At 62.1% G+C, this 22109-nt stretch carries 18 protein-coding genes; 16 read left to right on the top strand and 2 right to left on the bottom strand.

Annotation, left to right across the window (positions count from 1 at the left end):
- Position 1 precedes the first annotated feature (1 nt).
- Complete coding sequence (locus tag ONG87_RS15525) at positions 2-2704, bottom strand: [protein-PII] uridylyltransferase (RefSeq protein ID WP_122476591.1); 2703 nt, start codon at positions 2702-2704, stop codon at positions 2-4.
- Between the two features lie 53 nt (positions 2705-2757).
- The gene (map, locus tag ONG87_RS15520) at positions 2758-3540 is read right to left on the bottom strand and encodes a type I methionyl aminopeptidase (RefSeq protein WP_122476589.1); all 783 of its coding nucleotides are present in this window, start codon (positions 3538-3540) and stop codon (positions 2758-2760) included.
- Positions 3541-3886: 346 nt separating this feature from the next.
- On the opposite strand from map, the gene rpsB reads away from it, so the two are divergent.
- From rpsB to dnaE, 16 genes are all read left to right on the top strand, one after another.
- On the top strand, positions 3887-4627 hold the full coding sequence (gene rpsB / locus ONG87_RS15515; protein WP_049862289.1) for a 30S ribosomal protein S2: 741 nt from the start codon (positions 3887-3889) through the stop codon (positions 4625-4627).
- A 179-nt stretch (positions 4628-4806) separates the two neighbouring features.
- Positions 4807-5679, top strand: a complete 873-nt coding sequence (tsf, locus tag ONG87_RS15510; RefSeq protein ID WP_122476588.1) for a translation elongation factor Ts — start codon at positions 4807-4809, stop codon at positions 5677-5679.
- 192 nt (positions 5680-5871) lie between these two features.
- Positions 5872-6615, top strand: coding sequence for a UMP kinase (gene pyrH / locus ONG87_RS15505; RefSeq protein WP_049862287.1), 744 nt, complete (start codon positions 5872-5874; stop codon positions 6613-6615).
- Entirely contained in the window at positions 6612-7169 is a 558-nt protein-coding gene (frr, locus tag ONG87_RS15500) for a ribosome recycling factor (protein WP_122476572.1), read from the top strand. The genes pyrH and frr overlap by 4 nt, the downstream gene beginning before the upstream one ends.
- A gap of 16 nt (positions 7170-7185) precedes the next feature.
- Positions 7186-7941, top strand: a complete 756-nt coding sequence (gene uppS, locus ONG87_RS15495) for a polyprenyl diphosphate synthase (RefSeq protein ID WP_122476571.1) — start codon at positions 7186-7188, stop codon at positions 7939-7941.
- Positions 7941-8756 (top strand): phosphatidate cytidylyltransferase, encoded by an 816-nt coding sequence (locus ONG87_RS15490; RefSeq protein ID WP_264381578.1) that lies wholly within the window; start codon positions 7941-7943, stop codon positions 8754-8756. The genes uppS and ONG87_RS15490 overlap by 1 nt, the downstream gene beginning before the upstream one ends.
- Positions 8753-9943 (top strand): 1-deoxy-D-xylulose-5-phosphate reductoisomerase, encoded by a 1191-nt coding sequence (gene ispC / locus ONG87_RS15485; RefSeq protein ID WP_264381577.1) that lies wholly within the window; start codon positions 8753-8755, stop codon positions 9941-9943. Before ONG87_RS15490 ends, ispC begins: the two co-directional genes overlap by 4 nt.
- A gap of 30 nt (positions 9944-9973) precedes the next feature.
- Entirely contained in the window at positions 9974-11323 is a 1350-nt protein-coding gene (gene rseP / locus ONG87_RS15480; RefSeq protein ID WP_264381576.1) for a sigma E protease regulator RseP, read from the top strand.
- 73 nt (positions 11324-11396) lie between these two features.
- On the top strand, positions 11397-13766 hold the full coding sequence (gene bamA, locus ONG87_RS15475) for an outer membrane protein assembly factor BamA (protein ID WP_192057851.1): 2370 nt from the start codon (positions 11397-11399) through the stop codon (positions 13764-13766).
- 44 nt (positions 13767-13810) lie between these two features.
- The gene (locus ONG87_RS15470; protein WP_043185097.1) at positions 13811-14326 is read left to right on the top strand and encodes an OmpH family outer membrane protein; all 516 of its coding nucleotides are present in this window, start codon (positions 13811-13813) and stop codon (positions 14324-14326) included.
- Between the two features lies 1 nt (position 14327).
- Complete coding sequence (lpxD, locus tag ONG87_RS15465) at positions 14328-15383, top strand: UDP-3-O-(3-hydroxymyristoyl)glucosamine N-acyltransferase (RefSeq protein ID WP_122476563.1); 1056 nt, start codon at positions 14328-14330, stop codon at positions 15381-15383.
- Positions 15384-15494: 111 nt separating this feature from the next.
- On the top strand, positions 15495-15935 hold the full coding sequence (gene fabZ / locus ONG87_RS15460) for a 3-hydroxyacyl-ACP dehydratase FabZ (RefSeq protein ID WP_043185101.1): 441 nt from the start codon (positions 15495-15497) through the stop codon (positions 15933-15935).
- Entirely contained in the window at positions 15932-16708 is a 777-nt protein-coding gene (gene lpxA / locus ONG87_RS15455) for an acyl-ACP--UDP-N-acetylglucosamine O-acyltransferase (protein WP_122476561.1), read from the top strand. The genes fabZ and lpxA overlap by 4 nt, the downstream gene beginning before the upstream one ends.
- Entirely contained in the window at positions 16708-17853 is a 1146-nt protein-coding gene (gene lpxB, locus ONG87_RS15450; protein WP_264381575.1) for a lipid-A-disaccharide synthase, read from the top strand. The genes lpxA and lpxB overlap by 1 nt, the downstream gene beginning before the upstream one ends.
- A 22-nt stretch (positions 17854-17875) precedes the next feature.
- Complete coding sequence (rnhB, locus tag ONG87_RS15445; protein WP_163007437.1) at positions 17876-18505, top strand: ribonuclease HII; 630 nt, start codon at positions 17876-17878, stop codon at positions 18503-18505.
- 71 nt (positions 18506-18576) lie between these two features.
- The gene (gene dnaE / locus ONG87_RS15440) at positions 18577-22098 is read left to right on the top strand and encodes a DNA polymerase III subunit alpha (RefSeq protein WP_122476557.1); all 3522 of its coding nucleotides are present in this window, start codon (positions 18577-18579) and stop codon (positions 22096-22098) included.
- The last annotated feature ends 11 nt before the right edge of the window (positions 22099-22109 follow it).

Raw genomic sequence — 22109 nt, 5'->3', positions numbered from 1 at the left:
ATCAAATGCTCAAACGGGACAGCTCGACGCCGGGCGCCTGGCTGACACTGAGTTGGTCGATGATGGTGGCCTGCAGCCGACTGCACAGTTGCGGGTCGGACAGGGGCAGATTGTTCGCATCGGTAATGAAGAACACGTCTTCCACGCGTTCGCCCAGCGTGGAAACCTTGGCGTTCTGCAACGACAGGTCGAACTCCAGGAAGATCTTGCCGATGCGTGCCAGCAGGCCGGGCCTGTCGGGCGCGCTCAGCTCCAGGATGGTGACCGGACGCTGGGCATCGTTCTGGATGGTGACCTGCGGGGGGAACGCGAAATGCTTGAGCTGACGCGGCACGCGGCGATGAATGATGTTGGGGTAGTCATCGGGATTGCGCAGCGCATCGCTGAGGCCCTGGCGAATCTGCGCGATGCGGCGCGGGTCGTTGCCGATCGAGCCGCCGTCGTTGTCCAGCACGATGTAGGTATCGAGCGTGAACTGGCTGCTGGAGGTGATGATGCGGGCGTCGTGGATGTTCAGGTTGAGCTGGTCCATGGCCGCCACCGTCACCGCGAAGAAATCGTGCTGGTCGGGCGCGTAGATGAAGATCTGCGTGCCGCCCTCGAAGTCGCGCTGGGTGGTTTCCTTGATCAGCACCAGCGGATCGCCATTGGCGGGCTGCTGCAGGATGGCATCGGTATGCCAGGCCACGTCGCCGGCGTTGTGGCGCAGAAAATAGTCGTCGCCCAGCTGCGACCAGAGCTGCTCGATGTCGTCCTGATCGGTGCCGCCGCGTACCAGTATCTCCAGCGCCGCGCTCTGCGTGCGGCGGATCTGTTCTTCGCGATCCAGCGGGTTCTCCAGGCCGCGACGCAAGGCGCGCTTGGTTTCGGTGTACAACTGGCGCAGCAAGCTGGCACGCCAGGAGTTCCACAGGCTGGGATTGGTCGCGTTGATGTCGGCCACGGTGAGCACGTAGAGGTAGTCCAGGTGCACCTCGTCGCCCACCTGCTGGGCGAAGTCATGGATGACCTGCGGGTCGGACAGATCCTTGCGCTGCGCGGTGGTCGACATCACCAGATGGTTCTGCACCAGCCAGACGATCAGGCGGCTGTCCCAGGCGGGCAACTGGTGGCGCTGGCAGAACTGCGCGGCATCCACTGCGCCGAGCTCGGAATGGTCGCCGTTGCGGCCTTTGCCGATGTCATGGTACAGCCCGGCGAGGTAGATCAGCTCCGGCTTGGGCAGGCGCTCCATGACCTTGCTGGCCAGCGGGAATTTCTCCGAAACCTGGGTGTACTGCAGCTTGCGCAGGTGCTTGATCAGGTTGAGCGTGTGCGCATCCACTGTATAGATGTGGAACAGGTCGTGTTGCATCTGGCCGATGATATCGCCGAACTCGGGCAGGTAGCGGCCCAGGATGCCGTAGCGATTCATGCGGCGCAGGTTGCGGTGAATGCCGACTTCGCACTTGAACAGCTCGATGAACAGGCTGGTGTTGCGGATATCGTTGCGGAAGCTGTCGTCGATCAGGTGGCGATGCTCGCGCAGCAGGCGGATGGTGTCCGCGCGCACGCCCTTGATCTCCGGGTTCTGCGCCATCAGCACGAAGATTTCCAGCATGGCGAACGGTGTGCGCTTGAAGACCTGGGTGTGGGTGGCCTCGATGTAGCCATCGTGCAGCTGGAAGCGCGAATTGATCGGCACCGTGGAGCCGGCTTCGGGGTCGCCGAGAATCACTTCCTCGAAATGCTGGATGATCAGGTCGCTGAGTTCGGCGATGCTCATCACCACGCGGTAGTACTTCTGCATGAACCGCTCGATGGCCAGTTTCGCATCGCTGTCCTTGTAGCCCAGCAAGCCGGCGATGGAGCGTTGGTGATCGAACAGCAGGCGATCTTCCGCACGACCGGCAAGCATGTGCAGGGCGTAGCGCACCTTCCAGAGGAATTCCTGGGAAGAGGCCAGCAGGTTGTTCTCGCTCTCTACCAGGAAGCCTTCCCCGGCCAGCGCGTGCAGGTTCAGCGTGCCGAACTGACGGCGCGCCACCCACAGCAGGGTCTGGATGTCGCGCAGGCCACCGGGCGAGCCCTTGACGTTGGGTTCCAGGTTGTACTCGGTGTCGTTGTACTTGTGGTGGCGGGCGTTCTGCTCGGCGCGCTTGGCCAGGAAGAACTCGCGGCTGGGCCACATCCGCTCGGTGCTGGTGACCTCGAGCATGCGCTTGCGCAGCCGTTCCGGGCCGGCGATGGTGCGGCTTTCCATCAGGTTGGTGATGACCGTGATGTCGGCGCGCGCCTGCTCGGCGCATTCATCTATGGAGCGCACGCTCTGGCCCACTTCCAGGCCGATGTCCCACAGCAGCGTGAGAAAGCGCTCGATCGAATCGCGGAACACCTCGTAGTCGGCGCTCTCGAGCAGGATCATCAGGTCGATGTCGGAGTAGGGGTGCAGTTCGCCGCGACCGTAGCCGCCCACGGCGACCAGGGCGATGTCGGCATCCTCGTCCCAGTCGAACTGGCTCCACGCCCGCTCCAGAATGTTGTCGACGAACCAGGCACGGTCTTCGATCAACCGGCGAATGTCACGGCCGTTGCGAAAACGCTCGTCGAGCACATCGTGTGCCTGGCGAATCGCCTTCTTGAAGGCTGCGATAGGGCTGGCCTTGAGCGCCAGTTCGGCCTGGAACTGGCCGCGATCGAACAACTCCGGATCCACCTGCGGCATGTCGTATTCCTGAAGAGATTAGTGGCCTGAACGGGTCGCCCGCACGCGTGGCTTCACGCCGAGACGCGGGGAATGGTGTCGTCGCTGCGCAAGGTGAAGATTTCGTAGCCGCTGGCGGTCACCACCAGGGTGTGCTCCCACTGCGCGGACAGCTTGCGGTCCTTGGTAATGGCCGTCCAGCCATCGCCCAGCACCTTGGTGTCGGCCTTGCCCTGGTTGATCATCGGCTCGATGGTGAAGGTCATGCCTTCCTTGAGCTCCATGCCAGTGCCGGCACGCCCGTAGTGCAGCACCTGCGGTTCTTCGTGAAACACCTTGCCGATGCCGTGGCCGCAGAATTCGCGTACCACGGAAAAACCGTTCTTCTCGGCGTGCTTCTGGATGACTTCGCCGATGTCGCCCAGGCGGCATCCGGGCTTGACCAGCTCGATGGCCTTGTACAAGCATTCCTGGGTCACCTGCGACAGGCGCTCGGCCCATACCGGCACGCTGCCGACGTGGAACATGCGGCTGGTGTCGCCGTGGTAGCCGTCCTTGATCACGGTGACGTCGATGTTCAGCACGTCGCCATTCTTCAGCGGCTTGTCGTTGGGAATGCCGTGGCAGACCACATGGTTGATCGAGGTGCAGATCGACTTGGGGTAACCCTTGTAGTTGAGCGGGGCAGGGATGGCCTGTTGCTCGTTGACGATGTAGTCGTGGCACAGGCGGTCGAGCTCTTCGGTAGTGACACCGGGCTTGACGTGAGGCGCGATCATCTCCAGCACATCGGCCGCCAGGCGGCCGGCAATTCGCATCTTCTCGATGTCTTCGGGGGTCTTGATGGTAACGGTCATTCGGGGCTCTCTGAGCGCTTGCGCGCGTTCGCAGGCTGGAAATCGAGGCGATTCTACCAGAGCCGCCGCGGACTGCCGCGCGGCGCTGGCGGCGCCTCTATATAAGAGGCGATGGCGTGCATTGTCGCGCGAATCAGGCAGCGGCGCAAAAGCCGTTGTGCATCGACGCTATTTCAGGTTTCTATATCGGGGCGGCTATGGTATAAAATGCGCCGCTTTCCGGGGATGCCCTGGAAGCAACCAAACCCACACACGTGTCGACACGATGACCTGGGTGCCGGAGGTTATGCCGCCGGTTGGTCATTGGGATACGTGGAGGCTTAACCCGACTTATCAAGGAACTATCATGTCCCAAGTCAACATGCGCGATATGCTGAAGGCCGGTGTGCACTTCGGTCACCAAACCCGTTACTGGAATCCGAAAATGGGTAAGTACATTTTCGGCGCGCGTAACAAGATCCACATCATCAACCTCGAAAAAACCCTGCCGATGTTCAACGAAGCACTGACCTTCGTAGAACGCCTGGCCCAGGGCAAGAACAAGATCCTGTTCGTCGGCACCAAGCGTTCCGCCGGCAAGATCGTGGCCGAGGAAGCAGCACGTTGCGGCTCGCCGTACGTCGACCATCGCTGGTTGGGCGGCATGCTGACCAACTTCAAGACCATCCGCGCTTCGATCAAGCGTCTGCGCGACCTGGAAACCCAGGCCGAAGATGGCACGTTCACCAAGCTGACCAAGAAAGAAGCGCTGATGCGCACCCGTGATCTGGAAAAACTGGATCGCAGCCTGGGTGGTATCAAGGACATGGGCGGCCTGCCTGACGCACTGTTCGTCATCGACGTCGACCACGAGCGCATCGCGATCACCGAAGCCAACAAGCTGGGTATCCCGGTCATCGGCGTCGTCGACACCAACAGCAGCCCTGAAGGCGTCGACTACATCATCCCAGGCAACGATGACGCCATTCGCGCCATCCAGCTGTACATGGGTTCGATGGCCGACGCGGTCATCCGTGGTCGCAACCACGTGGCTGGCGGTACTGAAGAATACGTTCAGGACGCACCTGCCGCAGCGGTAGAAGGCTGAGTCTAGACGCCCAGCGTTTACTCGGTACGCAAAAAGGGGGCTAGGCCCCCTTTTTGCCACCTCGAGAACCATTGCCGGCATCGTCATCGCTCCAATTGTAAAGAGCCGCTGGCAAGGTCAAGAATTGAGCGCCCGTTAACGGGTGGAATGGTTAGACACCTATCCAAGAGGAATTTGAAATGGCAGAGATTACTGCAGCGTTGGTCAAAGAACTGCGCGAGCGTACCGGCGAAGGCATGATGGATTGCAAAAAGGCCTTGACCAAGGCCGGCGGCGACATCGAAAAAGCCATCGACGACATGCGTGCTTCCGGCGCCATCAAGGCCGCCAAGAAAGCAGGCAACGTTGCTGCCGAAGGCGCCATCGCCGTCAAGGTTGCTGCCGACAACAAGTCCGCAGTCATCCTGGAAGTCAACTCGCAGACCGACTTCCTGGCTCTGCAGGACGACTTCAAGAACTTCGTCGCCGCCAGCGTGGAAAAGGCTTTCGCCGACCAGCTGACCGACGCCGCTCCGCTGATCGCCGCTCAAGAGCCAGCGCGTGAAGCCCTGGTCGGCAAGGTTGGCGAAAACGTCAACATCCGCCGCCTGGTGCGTGTGGAAGGCGACGTTGTCGATGCCTACCTGCACGGCAACAAGATCGGTGTCATCGTTGCCCTGAACGGCGGCAACGCCGAACTGGCTCGCGACATCGCCATGCACGTTGCAGCCAGCAACCCGGAATTCCTGCTGCCATCGCAGGTTTCGGCCGAGGCCATCGAGCGCGAGAAGGGCGTCTTCATGAGCCTCAACGAAGACAAGATCAAGGGCAAGCCAGCCGAGATCGTCGAGAAGATGGTTGCCGGTCGCATCAGCAAGTTCCTTGCCGAAGCCAGCCTGGTCGAGCAGGCGTTCGTCAAGAACCCTGAAGTCAAGGTCGGTGACCTGGCCAAGAAAGCCGGTGCCGAAATCGTTTCGTTCACCTACTTCAAGGTAGGCGAAGGCATCGAGAAGCCTGTCGACAACTTCGCTGACGAAGTTGCCGCACAAGTGGCCGCTGCCAGCAAGCAATAAGACGGATTCGTCCTGTTGCCCCAAAGAGGCTGCCCGCTTACGCGCGCAGCCTCTTTTTCAAAGTTGGCACCCGGATTTAGCCGCTTACAAGGCGCAGGTCCGGTGGTACTGTCGCAGTGCCGCAAGCTAGAGTTAGGCGCGCCGTACACCGGCCCGTCCAGAATTTATTAAACGCCGCAGGAGAGACACGCAATGGCTCAGCAGGTGAGTGGTCGTCAACCTCGCTATAAACGCATTTTGCTCAAACTTAGCGGCGAGGCCCTGATGGGGTCCGAAGATTTCGGGATCGACCCGAAAGTGCTGGACCGCATGGCCCTCGAAGTGGGCCAGTTGGTAGGCATCGGCGTCCAGGTGGGCCTGGTCATTGGCGGTGGCAATCTGTTCCGCGGTGCCGCCCTGAGCGCTGCCGGCATGGACCGTGTCACCGGCGACCACATGGGCATGCTGGCAACCGTGATGAACGCCCTGGCCATGCGCGATGCGCTGGAGCGCTCCAACATCGCCGCGATCGTCATGTCGGCCATCTCGATGGTCGGCGTGACCGACCATTACGATCGCCGCAAGGGTATTCGTCACCTCAATTCCGGCGATGTGGTAATTTTCGCCGCCGGCACCGGCAACCCGTTCTTCACCACCGACTCCGCAGCCTGCCTGCGCGCCATCGAGATCGATGCCGACGTGGTGCTCAAGGCGACCAAGGTCGACGGTGTCTACACGGCCGATCCGTTCAAGGATCCCCATGCTGAGAAATTCGATCGCCTGACGTACGATGAAGTACTGGATCGCAAGCTGGGCGTGATGGACCTGACCGCCATCTGCCTGTGCCGCGATCACAAGATGCCGTTGCGGGTATTCAACATGAACAAGCCTGGCGCTCTGCTGAACATCGTAGTGGGCGGCGCCGAAGGAACTCTGATCGAGGAAGGCGAAGTATGATCAACGAAATCAAGAAAGATGCACAGGCGCGCATGCAGAAATCCCTGGAGTCGCTGCAGCACGCGTTCGGTCGTATCCGTACCGGCAAGGCGCACCCCAGCATTCTGGAAGGCGTTCAGGTCCCTTACTACGGTGCCGACACCCCTATCAACCAGGTCGCCAGCATCAGCGTGAAGGATTCGCGCACCCTGCAGGTTGTCGCGTTCGAGCGCAACATGCTCGGCGCGGTAGACAAGGCCATCGGTGCCGCCGGTCTCAACCTCAACCCGACCAACCTGGGCGAGCTGCTGCTGATCTCCATGCCTGCGCTGACCGAAGAAACCCGCAAGGGCTTCACCAAGCAGGCGCGTGACGCTGCCGAAGACGCCCGCGTGGCTGTGCGCAACATTCGCCGTGACGCACTGAGCCAGTACAAGGATCTGGTCAAGGAAAAGGAAATCAGCGAAGACGAAGAACGTCGCGCCGCCGATGACATCCAGAAGCTGACCGACAAGTTCGTCGCGGACATCGAAACGGCCGTGAAGCAGAAAGAAGCGGACCTGATGGCCGTTTAAGGAATTAGTCCGTCTCATGGAAAAGACCAAGTTGGCTGTACCTTCCACGGTACCGCGGCATGTTGCGATCATCATGGATGGCAACAATCGCTGGGCCAAGAAACGTTTGCTGCCCGGTGTCGCTGGGCACAAGGCCGGTGTGGATGCTGTGCGCGCGGTCATCGAGGTGTGTGCCGAGGCCAAGGTCGAGGTACTGACCTTGTTCGCCTTTTCCAGCGAGAACTGGCAGCGCCCGGCCGACGAGGTCGGGGCATTGATGGAGCTGTTCTTCAGTGCACTGCGCCGCGAGGCGCGGCGGCTGAACGACAACCGCATCAGCCTGCGGATCATCGGTGATCGCTCGCGGTTCCACCCCGACCTGCAGGCCGCCATGCGCGAAGCCGAAGCGGCCACCGCCGGTAACGACCGCTTTGTGCTGCAAATCGCCGCCAACTACGGTGGCCAGTGGGACATTGCCCAGGCGGCGCAGCGTCTTGCCCGGGAAGTCCAGGCCGGTCACCTCAAGCCGGAGGAGATCACTCCCGATCTGCTGCAGACCTGCCTGGCCACCGGTGACCTGCCTTTGCCGGATTTGTGCATCCGAACCGGCGGCGAGCATCGCATCAGCAACTTCCTGCTGTGGCAACTGGCCTACGCCGAGCTGTATTTTTCCGACCTGTTCTGGCCGGATTTCAAACACGAGGCCATGCGCACGGCGCTGGCCGATTTCGCTTCGCGCCAGCGCAGGTTCGGTAAAACGAGCGAGCAGGTCGAAGCCGGAGCCCGTGCTTAATGCTTAAACAACGCATCATCACTGCGCTGATCCTGCTGCCGGTTGCCCTGTGCGGCTTCTTCCTGCTCGAAGGCGCAGGGTTCGCCCTGTTCATCGGCCTGGTGGTCACTCTGGGCGCCTGGGAGTGGGCGCGTCTGGCCGGCTTCGAAAAACAGTCGGCGCGCATTGCCTTCGCCGCCGTGGTAGCGGGTCTGTTGTTCTTCCTCTACCTGACGCCGGGCCTGGCGCCGTTCGTGCTCGGCGCGGCGGTGCTGTGGTGGTGCCTGGCCACGTTCCTGGTGCTGACCTACCCGCGCACCAGCGAACATTGGGCCAGCCTTGCCTGCAAGCTGCTCATTGGCCTGCTGATCCTGCTGCCGGCCTGGCAAGGGCTGGTGCTGCTCAAGGGCTGGCCGCTGGGCAACTGGCTGATCATGACCGTCATGGTGCTGGTATGGGGTGCCGACATCGGCGCCTACTTCACCGGCAAGGCCCTGGGCAAGCGCAAGCTGGCGCCCCAGGTCAGCCCCGGCAAGAGCTGGGAAGGTTTCTACGGCGGGCTGGTGACCAGCCTGCTGATCACCCTGGCGATCGGCCTGGTGCGCGACTGGGGAATCGGCCAGATGCTCGCGGGCCTGATCGGCGCGGCGATCGTGGTGGCCCTCTCGGTCGTCGGTGACCTGACCGAAAGCATGTTCAAGCGTCGCTCCGGCATCAAGGACAGCAGCAATCTGTTGCCGGGCCATGGCGGTGTGCTCGATCGCATCGACAGTCTGACCGCGGCGGTACCGGTGTTTGCCGTGCTGCTGTGGGCTGCCGGCTGGGGCGTGATGTGAGCGGCGTGCAGCGCATTACCGTGCTGGGCGCGACCGGCTCCATCGGCCTGAGCACACTCGACGTCATCGCCCGGCATCCGGACCGCTACAGCGCATTTGCCCTGAGCGGCTTCTCGCGCATGGACGAACTGTTGGCACTGTGCCTCGTGCATCGCCCGGTGTTTGCCGTGGTGCCCAGCCAGGAGCGTGCCAGCGCCTTGCAGCAGGCATTGCGCCAGGCCGGCTCGCGCACCGAAGTGCTGGTGGGTGAAGAAGGGCTGTGCCAGGTGGCCGCTGCGCCGGAAGTGGATGCGGTGATGGCGGCCATCGTCGGCGCAGCCGGGCTGCGCCCGACCCTGGCCGCGGTCCATGCCGGCAAGAAAGTGCTGCTCGCCAACAAGGAAGCGCTGGTCATGTCCGGGGCACTGTTCATGCAGGCCGTGCGCGACAGCGGGGCCGTGGTGCTGCCTATCGACAGCGAACACAACGCGATTTTCCAGTGCATGCCCGGTGATTTCGAGCGCGGCCTGGGCAATGTCGGCGTGCGGCGCATATTGCTGACTGCATCGGGTGGTCCGTTTCGGCAGACGCCGCTGGAAGAGTTGGAACAGGTCACGCCGGAGCAGGCGTGCGCTCATCCCAACTGGTCGATGGGACGCAAGATTTCCGTCGACTCGGCCAGCATGATGAACAAGGGCCTGGAGCTGATCGAGGCGTGCTGGCTGTTCGACGCGCGACCCGCGCAGATCGAAGTGGTCGTGCATCCGCAGAGCGTGATCCATTCCCTGGTCGACTATGTCGACGGCTCGGTGCTGGCTCAGCTGGGCAACCCTGATATGCGCACGCCGATCGCCCATGCCATGGCCTGGCCGCAGCGTGTCGATTCGGGTGTGGCACCCCTGGACCTGTTCGCCATTGCGCGGCTCGATTTCGAAGCGCCCGATGAACAACGCTTTCCTTGCCTGCGCCTGGCTCGGCAGGCCGCGGAGGCGGGCGACAGCGCCCCGGCCATGCTCAACGCGGCGAACGAAATCGCGGTAGCGGCGTTCCTCGAGCGTCGCATACGCTACCCGCAGATCCCGCGTATGATCGAGGACGTCCTCAGTCGGGAACCGGTGGTGGCGCTGGATACGCTCGACACGGTCTTCGCCGCGGATGCTCGCGCGCGGGACCTGGCCCAGCAATGGTTGAACCAGCACGGGTGCTGACCCCTGCATGGCCGTAGTTCGGAGAGAGTTATGAGTGCGCTCTACATGATTATCGGCACCCTGGTGGCATTGGGTGTGCTGGTTACCTTTCACGAGTTCGGCCATTTCTGGGTCGCACGGCGTTGTGGCGTCAAGGTGCTGCGTTTTTCCGTGGGCTTCGGCACGCCCCTGTTGCGCTGGCATGACCGTCAGGGCACGGAGTTCGTGGTGGCGGCGATTCCGCTGGGTGGCTACGTCAAGATGCTCGACGAGCGCGAGGGCGACGTGCCGGCCGATCAGGTCGAGCAGTCGTTCAATCGCAAGAGCGTGCGTCAGCGCATCGCCATCGTCGCCGCCGGGCCTGCGGCCAACTTTCTGCTCGCCCTGGTGTTCTTCTGGCTGCTGGCGATGCTGGGCACCCAGCAGCTCAAGCCGGTGGTCGGTTCGGTCGAGCCGGGCAGCATCGCGGCAACCGCCGGTCTGATGGCAGGTGAGGAAATCGTTGCGGTGGATGGCGAAAGCACCGCCGGTTGGGCTGCGGTGAACCTGCAAATGGTACGGCGCCTGGGCGAAACCGGTGCCTTGCAGTTGACCGTGCGCGAACCTGGCTCCAGCAACGAAGCCACTCGCTCGCTGGCCCTGAACCAGTGGTTGCAAGGTTCCGACGAGCCTGATCCGATTCGCTCGCTGGGCATTCGGCCATGGCGTCCGGCGCTGGCGCCGATACTCGCCGAGCTTGATCCCAACGGTCCGGCGCAGGCCGCCGGTTTGCGTACCGGGGACCGTCTGCTGGCGCTGGACGGCCGGCCCCTGGGCGATTGGCAGCAGGTCGTGGACCTGGTCCGCGAACGTCCGGACAGCCGAATCGTGCTGCGCGTGGAGCGCGACAACGCGCCACTGGATGTCCCGGTCAACCTGGTTTCCAAAGGTGAAGGCAAGGCCGCCGGGTACCTCGGCGCCGGGGTGAAACCGGTCGAGTGGCCACCGCAGATGCTGCGTGAAGTCAGCTACGGGCCGCTCGATGCCGTGGTCGAGGGCGCCAGGCGTACCTGGACCATGAGCGTGCTGACCCTTGATTCCCTGAAGAAAATGCTGTTCGGCGAGCTCTCGGTAAAAAACTTGAGTGGACCGATAACCATTGCTAAAGTGGCGGGCGCTTCGGCCCAGTCGGGTTTTGGGGATTTCCTGAATTTCCTCGCCTACCTGAGCATAAGCCTCGGAGTTCTCAATTTGCTGCCCATTCCAGTACTGGATGGGGGGCATCTGTTGTTCTACCTGATCGAGTGGGTGCGTGGTCGCCCAGTCTCCGATCGGGTACAGGGTTGGGGAATCCAGATCGGCATCAGTCTGGTGGTTGGGGTCATGCTGCTTGCCCTGATAAACGATCTGGGTCGACTGTAACGCTTCGCTCGTTTGCGAACCTGCCGCTTCTGCGGCAGTTTGTTTATTGCCAGTTGGAATAAGAAAGGACTTCATGAAACGTCTGCTGCTAACTGCGGTTCTTGCCGTACTGATGATCGCTGAAGTTCACGCCGCGTCCTTCACCATCTCCGATATCCGTGTCAACGGGCTGCAGCGGGTTTCCGCCGGCAGCGTGTTTGGCGCGTTGCCGTTGAACGTAGGTGACCAGGCCGACGACGGTCGCCTGGTGGAATCGACCCGTGCACTCTTTAAAACCGGGTTCTTCCAGGATATCCAGCTGGGCCGGGACGGTAACGTCCTGGTGATCACCGTGGTCGAACGACCCTCGGTGGCCAGTATCGACATCGAAGGCAACAAGGCCATCTCCACCGAAGACCTGATGAAGGGCCTCAAGCAGTCCGGCCTGGCTGAAGGCGAGATCTTCCAGCGTGCCACCCTCGAGGGCGTGCGCAACGAACTGCAGCGCCAGTACGTGGCTCAGGGTCGCTATTCGGCGTCGGTCGATACCGAAGTGGTCACCCAGCCACGCAACCGCGTGGCCCTGAAGATCAACATCAACGAAGGTACGGTTGCGGCCATCCAGCACATCAACGTGGTGGGCAACTCGGTATTCCCCGAAGAAGACCTGACCGACCTGTTCGAACTCAAGACGTCCAACTGGCTGTCGTTCTTCCGCAACGATGACAAGTACGCACGGGAAAAGCTGTCCGGTGACCTGGAGCGTCTGCGTTCCTACTACCTGGACCGCGGCTACATCAACATGGACATCGCCTCCACCCAGGTGTCGATCACCCCGGACAAGAAGCACGTCTACATCACCGTCAACGTCAACGAAGGCGAAAAGTACACGGTTCGCGACGTCAAGCTCAGCGGCGACCTCAAGGTCCCCGAAGACCAGGTCCAGCAGCTGATGCTGGTGAAGAAGGGCCAGGTGTTCTCGCGCAAGGTCATGACCTCCACGTCCGAGCTGATCACCCGCCGCCTGGGTAACGACGGCTACACCTTTGCCAACGTCAACGGCGTGCCTCAGCCGCACGACGAGGACCACACGGTCGATATCACCTTCGTGGTCGATCCGGGCAAGCGTGCCTACGTCAACCGCATCAACTTCCGTGGCAACACCAAGTCGGAAGACGAAGTGCTGCGTCGTGAAATGCGCCAGATGGAAGGCGGCTGGGCGTCGACCTACCTGATCGACCAATCCAAGACCCGCCTCGAGCGCCTTGGTTTCTTCAAGGAAGTGAACGTCGAGACGCCGGCCGTACCGGGCACCGACGACCAGGTCGACGTCAACTACGCCGTGGAAGAGCAAGCCTCCGGTTCGATCACCGCCAGCGTCGGCTTCGCCCAGAGCGCCGGCCTGATCCTCGGTGGTTCGATCAGCCAGAACAACTTCCTGGGTACCGGTAACCGTGTGTCCATCGGCCTGACCCGCAGTGAATACCAGAGCCGTTACAACTTCAGCTACACCGATCCGTACTACACGCCGGACGGCGTCAGCCTGGGCTACAACGCTTTCTACCGCTCCACCGACTACGACGACCTCGACGTCGACGTGGCCAGCTATGCCGTGGACAGCCTCGGCGCCGGCATGAACTTCGGCTACCCGATCAGCGAAACCTCGCGTTTGACCTTCGGCTTGAGCGTGCAGAATGACAAGATCAAGACTGGTAAATACACCGTTGAAGAGATCTTCGATTTCATCGAGAAGGAAGGCGAGAACTTCACCAACTTCAAGGCTTCGGCAGGTTGGTCTTCGTCTACCTTGAACAAGGGCGTGCTGCCAACCCGTGGCGCTTCGCAAAGCTTGACCGGCGAAGTGACCATTCCGGGCAGCGATCTATCGTTCTTCAAGGTCGACTACCGCAACCAGGCATTCGTGCCGATCACTGAAAACTACACCATGCGCTTCCACACCGAGCTGGGTTACGGTGACGGCTATGGCTCTACCGACGGCTTGCCGTTCTACGAGAATTACTACGCCGGTGGCTTCAACTCGGTACGCGGTTTCAAAGACAGTACGCTAGGTCCGCGTAGTACACCGAGCAGAGGCAAGCGTCCAGGCACTCTTGAGGATCCGGATCAAGATCCTTTGGCATTCGGTGGCAACGTGCAGATTACTGGTGGTGCAGAAGTTCTGTTTCCGCTGCCGTTCGTTAAGGACCAGCGCTCGCTGCGGACTTCCTTGTTCGTTGACGTAGGTAACGTGTTCGACACCAACTGTAATGACACGACCACGGAAGCTGGTGAAAAGGTTCGCTGCAACGACATCGACATCGCCAACATGGCCGTTTCCGCGGGCTTGGGCGTGACCTGGATCACCGCCCTGGGCCCGTTGAGCTTCAGCCTGGCGATGCCGGTCAAGAAGCCTGACAATGCCGAAACCCAAGTCTTCCAATTCTCTCTGGGCCAGACCTTCTAAGGTCTGTTCCTTGGCAACAACAACGGATTTTGTAGGAGTTTATCGTGCGCAAGTTGACTCAAATGGTTGTTCTGGCAGCGACGCTCGCCGCCTCGTTGGGTGCTGCTCCGGCCTTCGCCGACATGAAAATCGCCGTTCTGAACTATCAGATGGCCTTGCTCGAGTCCGACGCTGCCAAGAAATACGCGGTAGACGCCGAGAAGAAATTCGGCCCGCAGTTGAGCAAGCTGAAAACCCTGGAAAGCAGCGCCAAGAGCATTCAGGACCGTCTGGTTGCCGGTGGCGACAAGATGGCCCAGCCCGAGCGCGAGCGTCTGGAGCTTGAATTCAAGCAGAAAGCGCGTGACTTCCAGTTCCAGTCCAAGGAACTGAACGAAGCCAAGGCCGTTGCCGACCGCGAAATGCTCAAGCAGCTCAAGCCCAAGCTCGACGGCGCCGTTGAAGAAGTCATCAAGAAAGGTGCATTCGACCTGGTGCTGGAGCGCGGTGCGGTGATTGATGTCAAACCTCAGTTCGACATCACTCGCCAGGTCATCGAGCGCATGAATCAGTCGCGCTGATATGACAGCGACCATGAAGCTCGGCCAGTTGGCCGAGTTCCTGGGGGCCACGGTCAGTGGCGACCCGGAGAAGATCATCACTGGGCTGGCCACCTTGCAGGAGGCCGGCCCAGCTCAGCTGAGCTTTCTGGCCAACCCGCAGTACCGCAAGTTTCTCCCCGACAGCCATGCCGGCGCCGTACTGCTCAAGGCCGCCGATGCCGAAGGCTTTCAGGGCGATGCACTGATCGTCCCCGATCCCTACCTTGCCTATGCGCGCATCTCCCACCTGTTCGATCCCAAGCCTCGCGCCAGCGCCGGTGTTCATCCGACGGCCGTCATTGCAGACGACGCACAGGTCGATGCCGCCGCCAGTGTCGGGCCGTTTGCCGTGATCGAAAGCGGTGCCAGGATCGCTGCCGGGGTGACCGTCGGCGCGCATTGCTTCATCGGTGCGCGGTGCGAGATCGGTGAAGGTGGCTGGTTGGCGCCGCGCGTGACCCTCTATCACGACGTGCGCATCGGCAAGCGCGTGGTCATACAGTCCGGTGCGGTGCTGGGTGGCGAGGGCTTTGGTTTCGCCAACGAGAAGGGCGTCTGGCAGAAGATCGCCCAGATCGGCGGGGTCAGCATCGGTGACGACTGCGAGATCGGCGTGAACACTGCCGTGGACCGCGGCGCGTTGGCCGATACCCTGATCGGCAACGGTGTGAAGCTCGACAATCAGATCCAGATTGCCCACAACGTGCAGATTGGCGACAACACCGCGATGGCCGCCTGTGTCGGCATTTCGGGAAGCAGCAAGATCGGCAAGAATTGCATGCTCGCAGGCGGTGTAGGCCTGGTCGGGCACATCGAGATCTGCGATGGGGTATTCATCACCGGCATGACCATGGTGACCCATTCGATCACCGAACCCGGTGCCTATTCCTCGGGTACGGCGATGCAGCCAGCGGCCGAGTGGCGCAAGAGCGCCGCGCGACTGCGGCAGTTGGACGACATGGCGCGCCGCCTCAAGCAGGTGGAAAAGCGTGTCGAGGCAGTGACCCAAGGCGGTAAAGCGTCATCTGATGGCTGATACCCTTTCCATATCAAGTGTGCCCAGCCGCTAGACTGCCCCTTGATTTGCAATAGGAGTGTCGCGCGTCAGCCGCGCGCTCCCTATCTTTACTACAGGCTTCCCCCCGAAATGATGGACATCAACGAGATTCGCGAATACCTGCCGCACCGCTATCCCTTTCTGCTGGTGGATCGCGTAGTGGAGCTGGACGTCGAAAGCCAGAGCATTCGCGCCTACAAGAATGTCAGCATCAACGAGCCGTTCTTCAATGGTCACTTTCCCGCGCACCCGATCATGCCGGGCGTGTTGATCATCGAAGCCATGGCCCAGGCCGCCGGCATCCTTGGTTTCAAGATGCTCGATGTCAAACCGGCCGACGGTACGCTCTACTACTTCGTGGGTTCGGACAAGCTGCGTTTCCGCCAGCCCGTGCTGCCCGGCGACCAACTGATCCTGGAAGCCAAGTTCATCAGCTGCAAGCGGCAGATCTGGAAGTTCGACTGCAAGGCTTCGGTCGACGGCAAGCCGGTCTGCTCGGCCGAGATCATCTGTGCGGAACGCAAGCTATGAGTTTGATTGACCCTCGCGCCATCATCGACCCGTCCGCCGTTCTGGCAGATGGCGTCGAAGTCGGCCCTTGGTCGATCGTTGGTGCGGGCGTGGAAATCGGCGAGGGCACCGTGATCGGTCCCCATGTCATCCTCAAGGGGCCGACCCGCATCGGCAGGCACAACCGCATCTACCAGTTTTCCTCCATCGGGGAAGACACGCCGGACCTCAAGTACAAGGGCGAAGAAACCCGCCTGGTCATCGGTGACCACAACGTCATCCGCGAAGGCGTGACCATTCACCGTGGCACCGTGCAGGACCGCGCCGAAACCACGCTGGGCGATCACAACCTGATCATGGCGTACGCCCACATCGGGCACGACAGCGTGATCGGCAACCACTGCATCCTGGTCAACAACACGGCACTGGCCGGCCATGTGCACGTGCACGACTGGGCGATCCTTTCCGGCTTTACCCTGGTGCACCAGTATTGCCACATCGGTGCCCACAGCTTTTCGGGCATGGGCACGGCCATCGGCAAGGACGTGCCGGCCTATGTCACGGTGTTCGGCAACCCGGCCGAAGCCCGCAGCATGAATTTCGAAGGCATGCGCCGCCGCGGCTTCAGCGACGACGCCATCCACGCCCTGCGCCGTGCCTACAAGACGGTCTATCGCCGAGGCTTGACCGTCGAGCAGGCATTGCTCGATCTGGCCGAGCCAGCGCGTCTGTACCCCGAGGTCGACGTCTTCCTCAAGTCGATCCAGTCCTCGACCCGCGGCATCACCCGCTGATGTCTCACCCCGCAGCGCTGACCGTGGCATTGGTGGCAGGTGAAGCCAGCGGCGATATCCTGGGTTCGGGGCTGATGCGCGCGCTCAAGGCACGCCATCCGCACATCCAGTTCATCGGCGTCGGGGGTCCGCTGATGGAAGCCCAAGGGCTGGTCAGTCGCTTCCCCATGGAGCGTCTGTCGGTCATGGGCCTAGTCGAGGTGCTGGGTCGCCTGCGCGAACTGCTGGCCCGGCGCAAGCAGCTGGTTGCCGAGCTGATCGCGTGCAAGCCGGACGTGTTCATCGGCATCGACGCTCCTGACTTTACCCTCAACATCGAGCTCAAGCTGCGCCAGGCCGGGATCAAGACCGTGCACTACGTCAGCCCTTCGGTGTGGGCGTGGCGGCAGAAGCGGGTGCTGAAGATTCGCCAGGGCTGCGACCTGATGCTGACGCTGCTGCCCTTCGAGGCCAGGTTCTACGAGGAGCAGGGCGTGCCGGTGCGCTTCGTTGGCCATCCCTTGGCCGACACCATTGCGCTGCACGCCGATCGCGGTCAGGCCCGCGCACAGCTGGGCCTGGCGGATGATTTTCCGGTCGTGGCGCTGATGCCGGGCAGCCGCGGCGGCGAAGTCGGGCGCCTGGGCGAGTTGTTCCTCGACAGTGCCCAGTTGCTGTTGCAGGCGCACCCGCAGATGCGTTTCGTCATTCCCTGCGCCAACCCACAGCGCCGCGCGCAACTGGAGCAGATGCTCGTCGGGCGGACGTTGCCGGTGACCTTGCTCGACGGTGACTCGCACACCGCGCTGGCCGCCTGTGATGCGGTACTCATCGCCTCCGGCACGGCCACCCTCGAAGCCTTGTTGTACAAGCGCCCGATGGTCGTCGCCTACCGGCTGGCGCCCCTGACGTACTGGATTCTCAAGCGTATGGTCAAAAGCCCCTACGTGTCGTTGCCCAACCTGCTCGCCCAGCGCATGCTGGTCCCCGAGCTGCTGCAGGATGAGGCCACGCCCCAGGCCCTGGCCGACCGGCTGCTGCCCCTGCTGGCGAGCGGTGAAGAACAGACCAGCGGCTTCGATGCGATTCACCGCACGCTGCGCCGTGATGCGTCCAACCAGGCGGCCGAGGCCGTGCTGCAACTGATAGGCAGGAACGATGGCTAAGCCTCCACAGACAAGCAGGCAACTGCAGATGGGGCTGGATTTCGATCTGGTCGAAGAGCTGGTTGCCGGTGTCGACGAAGTCGGCCGCGGGCCGCTGTGCGGCGCGGTGGTGACGGCAGCGGTGATTCTCGATCCGCGACGGCCGATCCTCGGGCTCAACGATTCGAAAAAGCTCACCGAAGCGCGTCGTGAACTGCTTTACGAAGAGATCTGCGAGAAAGCCCTGGCCTGGTGCATCGCGCGCGCCGAAGTCGAAGAGATCGACCGCCTGAACATTCTGCACGCAACCATGCTCGCCATGCAGCGGGCGGTGCAGGGCCTGAGCATCACGCCAAGGCTTGCACTGATCGACGGCAATCGCTGTCCGCAACTGGACGTGCCCAGCGCTCCGGTGATCCAGGGTGATGCCAAGGTCCCGGCGATCGCCGCCGCTTCGATCCTGGCCAAGGTCAGCCGCGACCGGGAAATGTCTGCATTCGAATTGATCTACCCCGGCTATGGCATGGGCGGGCACAAGGGCTACCCTACACCGGTGCACCTGGAAGCCTTGGCCCGGCTGGGCCCGACGCCCATTCACCGGCGATCGTTCGCACCGGTTCGTGCCGCATGGCAGGCGCGCGAAAGCAGCGATCAAGCGCCCGCCTGGGTCTAGCAGGCTGATGTTTTGATCAAGGCCCGGTACAATCCGGGCCTTGTCGTTCTACCGCAACCCATAGGATCAACATGTCGGTTTCCTTCGTTCATCTTCGCCTGCACACCGAATACTCGCTGGTCGACGGCCTGGTGCGGATCAAGCCGCTGGTCAAGGCGCTGGCCGGCATGAACATGCCGGCGGTGGCGGTGACCGACCAGAACAACATGTGTTCGCTGGTGAAGTTCTACAAGGCGGCCATGGGCGCCGGCATCAAGCCGATCTGCGGTGCCGACCTGTGGCTGGCCAACCGCGACCCCGATGGACAGTTGAGCCGCATCAGCCTGCTGGCGATGAACGCAGTCGGCTATCGCAACATTACCGAACTGATTTCCCGTGGCTTCATCGAGGGCCAGCGCAATGGCCAGGTGATCGTCGAACGGCAGTGGGTGGCCGAAGCCAGTGAAGGGGTGATCTGCCTGTCGGCGGGCAAGGAGGGCGAGATCGGCATGGCGCTGCTGGGCGGTTACCCGGGCGATGCCGACAACCTGTTGCGCGAATGGATGGCGATTTTCCCCGAGCGCTTCTATGTCGAGGTGCAGCGCACCAATCGTACCAACGACGAAGAGTACCTGCACGCGGCCGTGGCCCTGGCCGACCGTCTGGGCGCGCCACTGGTGGCCACCAACGACGTGCGCTTCATCAAGCAGGAAGACTTCGAAGCCCACGAAACCCGCGTATGCATCGGTGAAGGCCGGGCGCTGGACGACCCGCGCCGCAACAAGAACTACAGCGACCAGCAGTACCTCAAGAGCGCCGAGGAAATGGCCGAACTGTTCAGCGACTTGCCCGAGGCGCTGGAAAACACGGTCGAGATCGCCAGGCGTTGCAACATCGACGTCAAGCTGGGCAAGCATTTCCTGCCCGATTATCCGATTCCCGATGGCATGACCATTGACGAGTATTTCCGCAAGGTCTCGTTCGACGGCCTGGAAGAACGCCTTGCCGTGCTGCTGCCCAGGGACACCACCGAGGATTACGAGGCGCGCCGCCAGGTCTATGTCGACCGGCTGAATTTCGAGCTCGATATCATCATCCAGATGGGCTTTCCCGGCTACTTCCTGATCGTGATGGACTTCATCCAGTGGGCCAAGAGCAACGGCGTGCCGGTCGGTCCGGGCCGCGGTTCGGGCGCAGGTTCGCTGGTGGCCTACGTGCAGAAGATCACCGACCTCGATCCGCTGGAATACGACCTGCTGTTCGAGCGCTTTCTCAACCCCGAGCGGGTCTCCATGCCCGACTTCGACGTCGACTTCTGCATGGATGGCCGCGACCGGGTCATCGACTACGTGGCCGACAAATATGGCCGCAATGCGGTGAGCCAGATCATCACCTTCGGTTCCATGGCGGCCAAGGCGGTGGTGCGCGACGTGGCGCGGGTGCAGGGCAAGTCCTATGGCCTGGCCGACCGGCTGTCCAAGATGATTCCGTTCGAAGTCGGCATGACCCTGGAAAAAGCCTACGAACAGGAAGAAATTCTCCGCGACTTCATCAAGGTCGACGAAGAAGCCGCAGAAATCTGGGACATGGCGCGCAAGCTCGAGGGCGTGGTGCGTAACGTCGGCAAGCACGCCGGTGGTGTGGTGATCGCGCCGACCAAACTGACCGACTTCGCGCCGATCTACTGCGACGAGGCCGGCGACGGCCTGGTGACCCAGTTCGACAAGGATGACGTGGAAGCCGCCGGCCTGGTCAAGTTCGACTTCCTCGGCCTGCGCACCCTGACCATCATCGACTGGGCGTTGAAGACCATCAACCGCGACCGTGCCAAGGTCAACGAAGCGCCGCTGGACATCGCGTTCATTCCGCTCGACGACAAACCGACCTACCAGCTGCTGCAGAAGGCCGAGACCACGGCGGTGTTCCAGCTGGAGTCGCGCGGCATGAAAGAGCTGATCAAGAAGCTCAAGCCCGACTGCCTGGAAGACCTCATCGCCCTGGTGGCCCTGTTTCGACCGGGGCCACTGCAGTCGGGCATGGTGGACGACTTCATCAACCGCAAGCACGGCCGCGCCGAACTGGCCTATCCGCACTCGGATTACCAGTACGAAGGCCTGAAGCCGGTGCTGGCGCCGACCTACGGCATCATCCTGTATCAAGAGCAGGTGATGCAGATCGCGCAGGTCATGGCGGGCTACACCCTGGGTGGCGCCGACATGCTGCGCCGCGCCATGGGCAAGAAGAAACCCGAGGAGATGGCCAAGCAGCGCGGTGGCTTCATCGAAGGCTGCGCGAGCAATAATATCGACCCGGACCTGGCCGGGAACATTTTTGACCTGGTGGAAAAATTCGCCGGCTACGGTTTCAACAAGTCCCACTCTGCCGCCTATGGCCTGGTGTCCTACCAGACCGCCTGGCTCAAGACCCACTACCCGGCGCCGTTCATGGCTGCGGTGCTCTCGGCAGACATGCACAACACCGACAAGGTCGTGACCCTGATCGAAGAAGTGCGCACCATGAAGCTGCGCCTGGACGCGCCGGACGTGAACAATTCCGAGTTCAAGTTCACGGTCAACGACGACGGTCGCATCGTCTATGGGCTGGGCGCGATCAAGGGTGTCGGCGAAGGCCCGGTGGAGGCGATCATCGAGGCGCGTCAGGCCGGCCCGTTCAAGGACCTGTTCGATTTCTGCGAGCGCGTCGACCTCAAGCGCATCAACAAGCGCACCCTCGACGGCCTGATCCGCAGTGGCGCAATCGACCGGCTGGGCCCGCATTTCCATGATGAAACCAAGGCCTACCAGGCCAACATCGATCGCAACCGCGCAGTCTTGCTGTCAGCCATGGAAGGGGCGATCAAGGCGGCGGAACAGACTGCACGCACCCACGACAGCGGCCACGACGACCTGTTTGGCGGGGTGTTCGTCGAAGCCGATGCCGATGTCTATGCCAGCCACCGCAAGGCCAAGGAACTCACGCTCAAGGAGCGGCTGCGCGGCGAGAAGGAAACCCTGGGGCTGTACCTGACCGGGCACCCGATCGACGAATACGAAGGCGAGATCCGCCGCTTCGCACGCCAGCGCATCATCGACCTCAAGCCTTCGCGCGAAACCCAGACGGTGGCGGGCATGGTCATCGCCCTGCGGGTGATGAAGAACAAGAAGGGCGACAAGATGGGTTTCATTACCCTCGACGACCGTTCGGCCCGTATCGAGGCGTCGTTGTTCGCCGATGCCTTCATGTCCGCTCAGTCGCTGCTGCAGACCGATGCGATGGTGGTGGTGGAAGGGGAGGTCAGCAACGACGATTTTTCCGGGGGGCTGCGCCTGCGCGTCAAGCGCGTGATGAGCATGGAGGATGCGCGCACCAACCTGGCCGAAAGCCTGCGCCTCAAGGTGCACGCCGACGGGCTGGGCGGCGACCGGCTGGGCTGGCTCGGTGAATTGTGTCGCCAGCACCGTGGCGCCTGCCCGATCACCATGGAATACACCAGCAGCGATGCCAAGGCCACGCTGCAGTTTGGCGAAGGCTGGCGGATCGACCCGGCCGACAGCTTGATTCAAGCGCTGCGTGACCAGTTCGGCCGCGAGAACGTCTTTCTGCAATATCGTTGAACTGGCCCTGC

This window comes from Pseudomonas sp. MM227 (assembly GCF_947090715.1).
Lineage (GTDB): Bacteria > Pseudomonadota > Gammaproteobacteria > Pseudomonadales > Pseudomonadaceae > Aquipseudomonas > Aquipseudomonas baltica.
The sequence above is the reverse complement of the archived record's forward strand: the minus strand, read 5'-3'. Positions and strand labels throughout refer to the sequence as shown.

Bases quoted from the DNA above. Each gene is read 5' to 3' on its own strand.
- ONG87_RS15525 (WP_122476591.1), bottom strand. From the start codon at position 2,704: ATGCCGCAGGTGGATCCGGAGTTGTTCGATCGCGGCCAGTTCCAGGCC.
- map (WP_122476589.1), bottom strand. From the start codon at position 3,540: ATGACCGTTACCATCAAGACCCCCGAAGACATCGAGAAGATGCGAATT.
- rpsB (WP_049862289.1), top strand. From the start codon at position 3,887: ATGTCCCAAGTCAACATGCGCGATATGCTGAAGGCCGGTGTGCACTTC.
- tsf (WP_122476588.1), top strand. From the start codon at position 4,807: ATGGCAGAGATTACTGCAGCGTTGGTCAAAGAACTGCGCGAGCGTACC.
- pyrH (WP_049862287.1), top strand. From the start codon at position 5,872: ATGGCTCAGCAGGTGAGTGGTCGTCAACCTCGCTATAAACGCATTTTG.
- frr (WP_122476572.1), top strand. From the start codon at position 6,612: ATGATCAACGAAATCAAGAAAGATGCACAGGCGCGCATGCAGAAATCC.
- uppS (WP_122476571.1), top strand. From the start codon at position 7,186: ATGGAAAAGACCAAGTTGGCTGTACCTTCCACGGTACCGCGGCATGTT.
- ONG87_RS15490 (WP_264381578.1), top strand. From the start codon at position 7,941: ATGCTTAAACAACGCATCATCACTGCGCTGATCCTGCTGCCGGTTGCC.
- rseP (WP_264381576.1), top strand. From the start codon at position 9,974: ATGAGTGCGCTCTACATGATTATCGGCACCCTGGTGGCATTGGGTGTG.
- bamA (WP_192057851.1), top strand. From the start codon at position 11,397: ATGAAACGTCTGCTGCTAACTGCGGTTCTTGCCGTACTGATGATCGCT.
- lpxD (WP_122476563.1), top strand. From the start codon at position 14,328: ATGACAGCGACCATGAAGCTCGGCCAGTTGGCCGAGTTCCTGGGGGCC.
- fabZ (WP_043185101.1), top strand. From the start codon at position 15,495: ATGATGGACATCAACGAGATTCGCGAATACCTGCCGCACCGCTATCCC.
- lpxA (WP_122476561.1), top strand. From the start codon at position 15,932: ATGAGTTTGATTGACCCTCGCGCCATCATCGACCCGTCCGCCGTTCTG.
- lpxB (WP_264381575.1), top strand. From the start codon at position 16,708: ATGTCTCACCCCGCAGCGCTGACCGTGGCATTGGTGGCAGGTGAAGCC.
- dnaE (WP_122476557.1), top strand. From the start codon at position 18,577: ATGTCGGTTTCCTTCGTTCATCTTCGCCTGCACACCGAATACTCGCTG.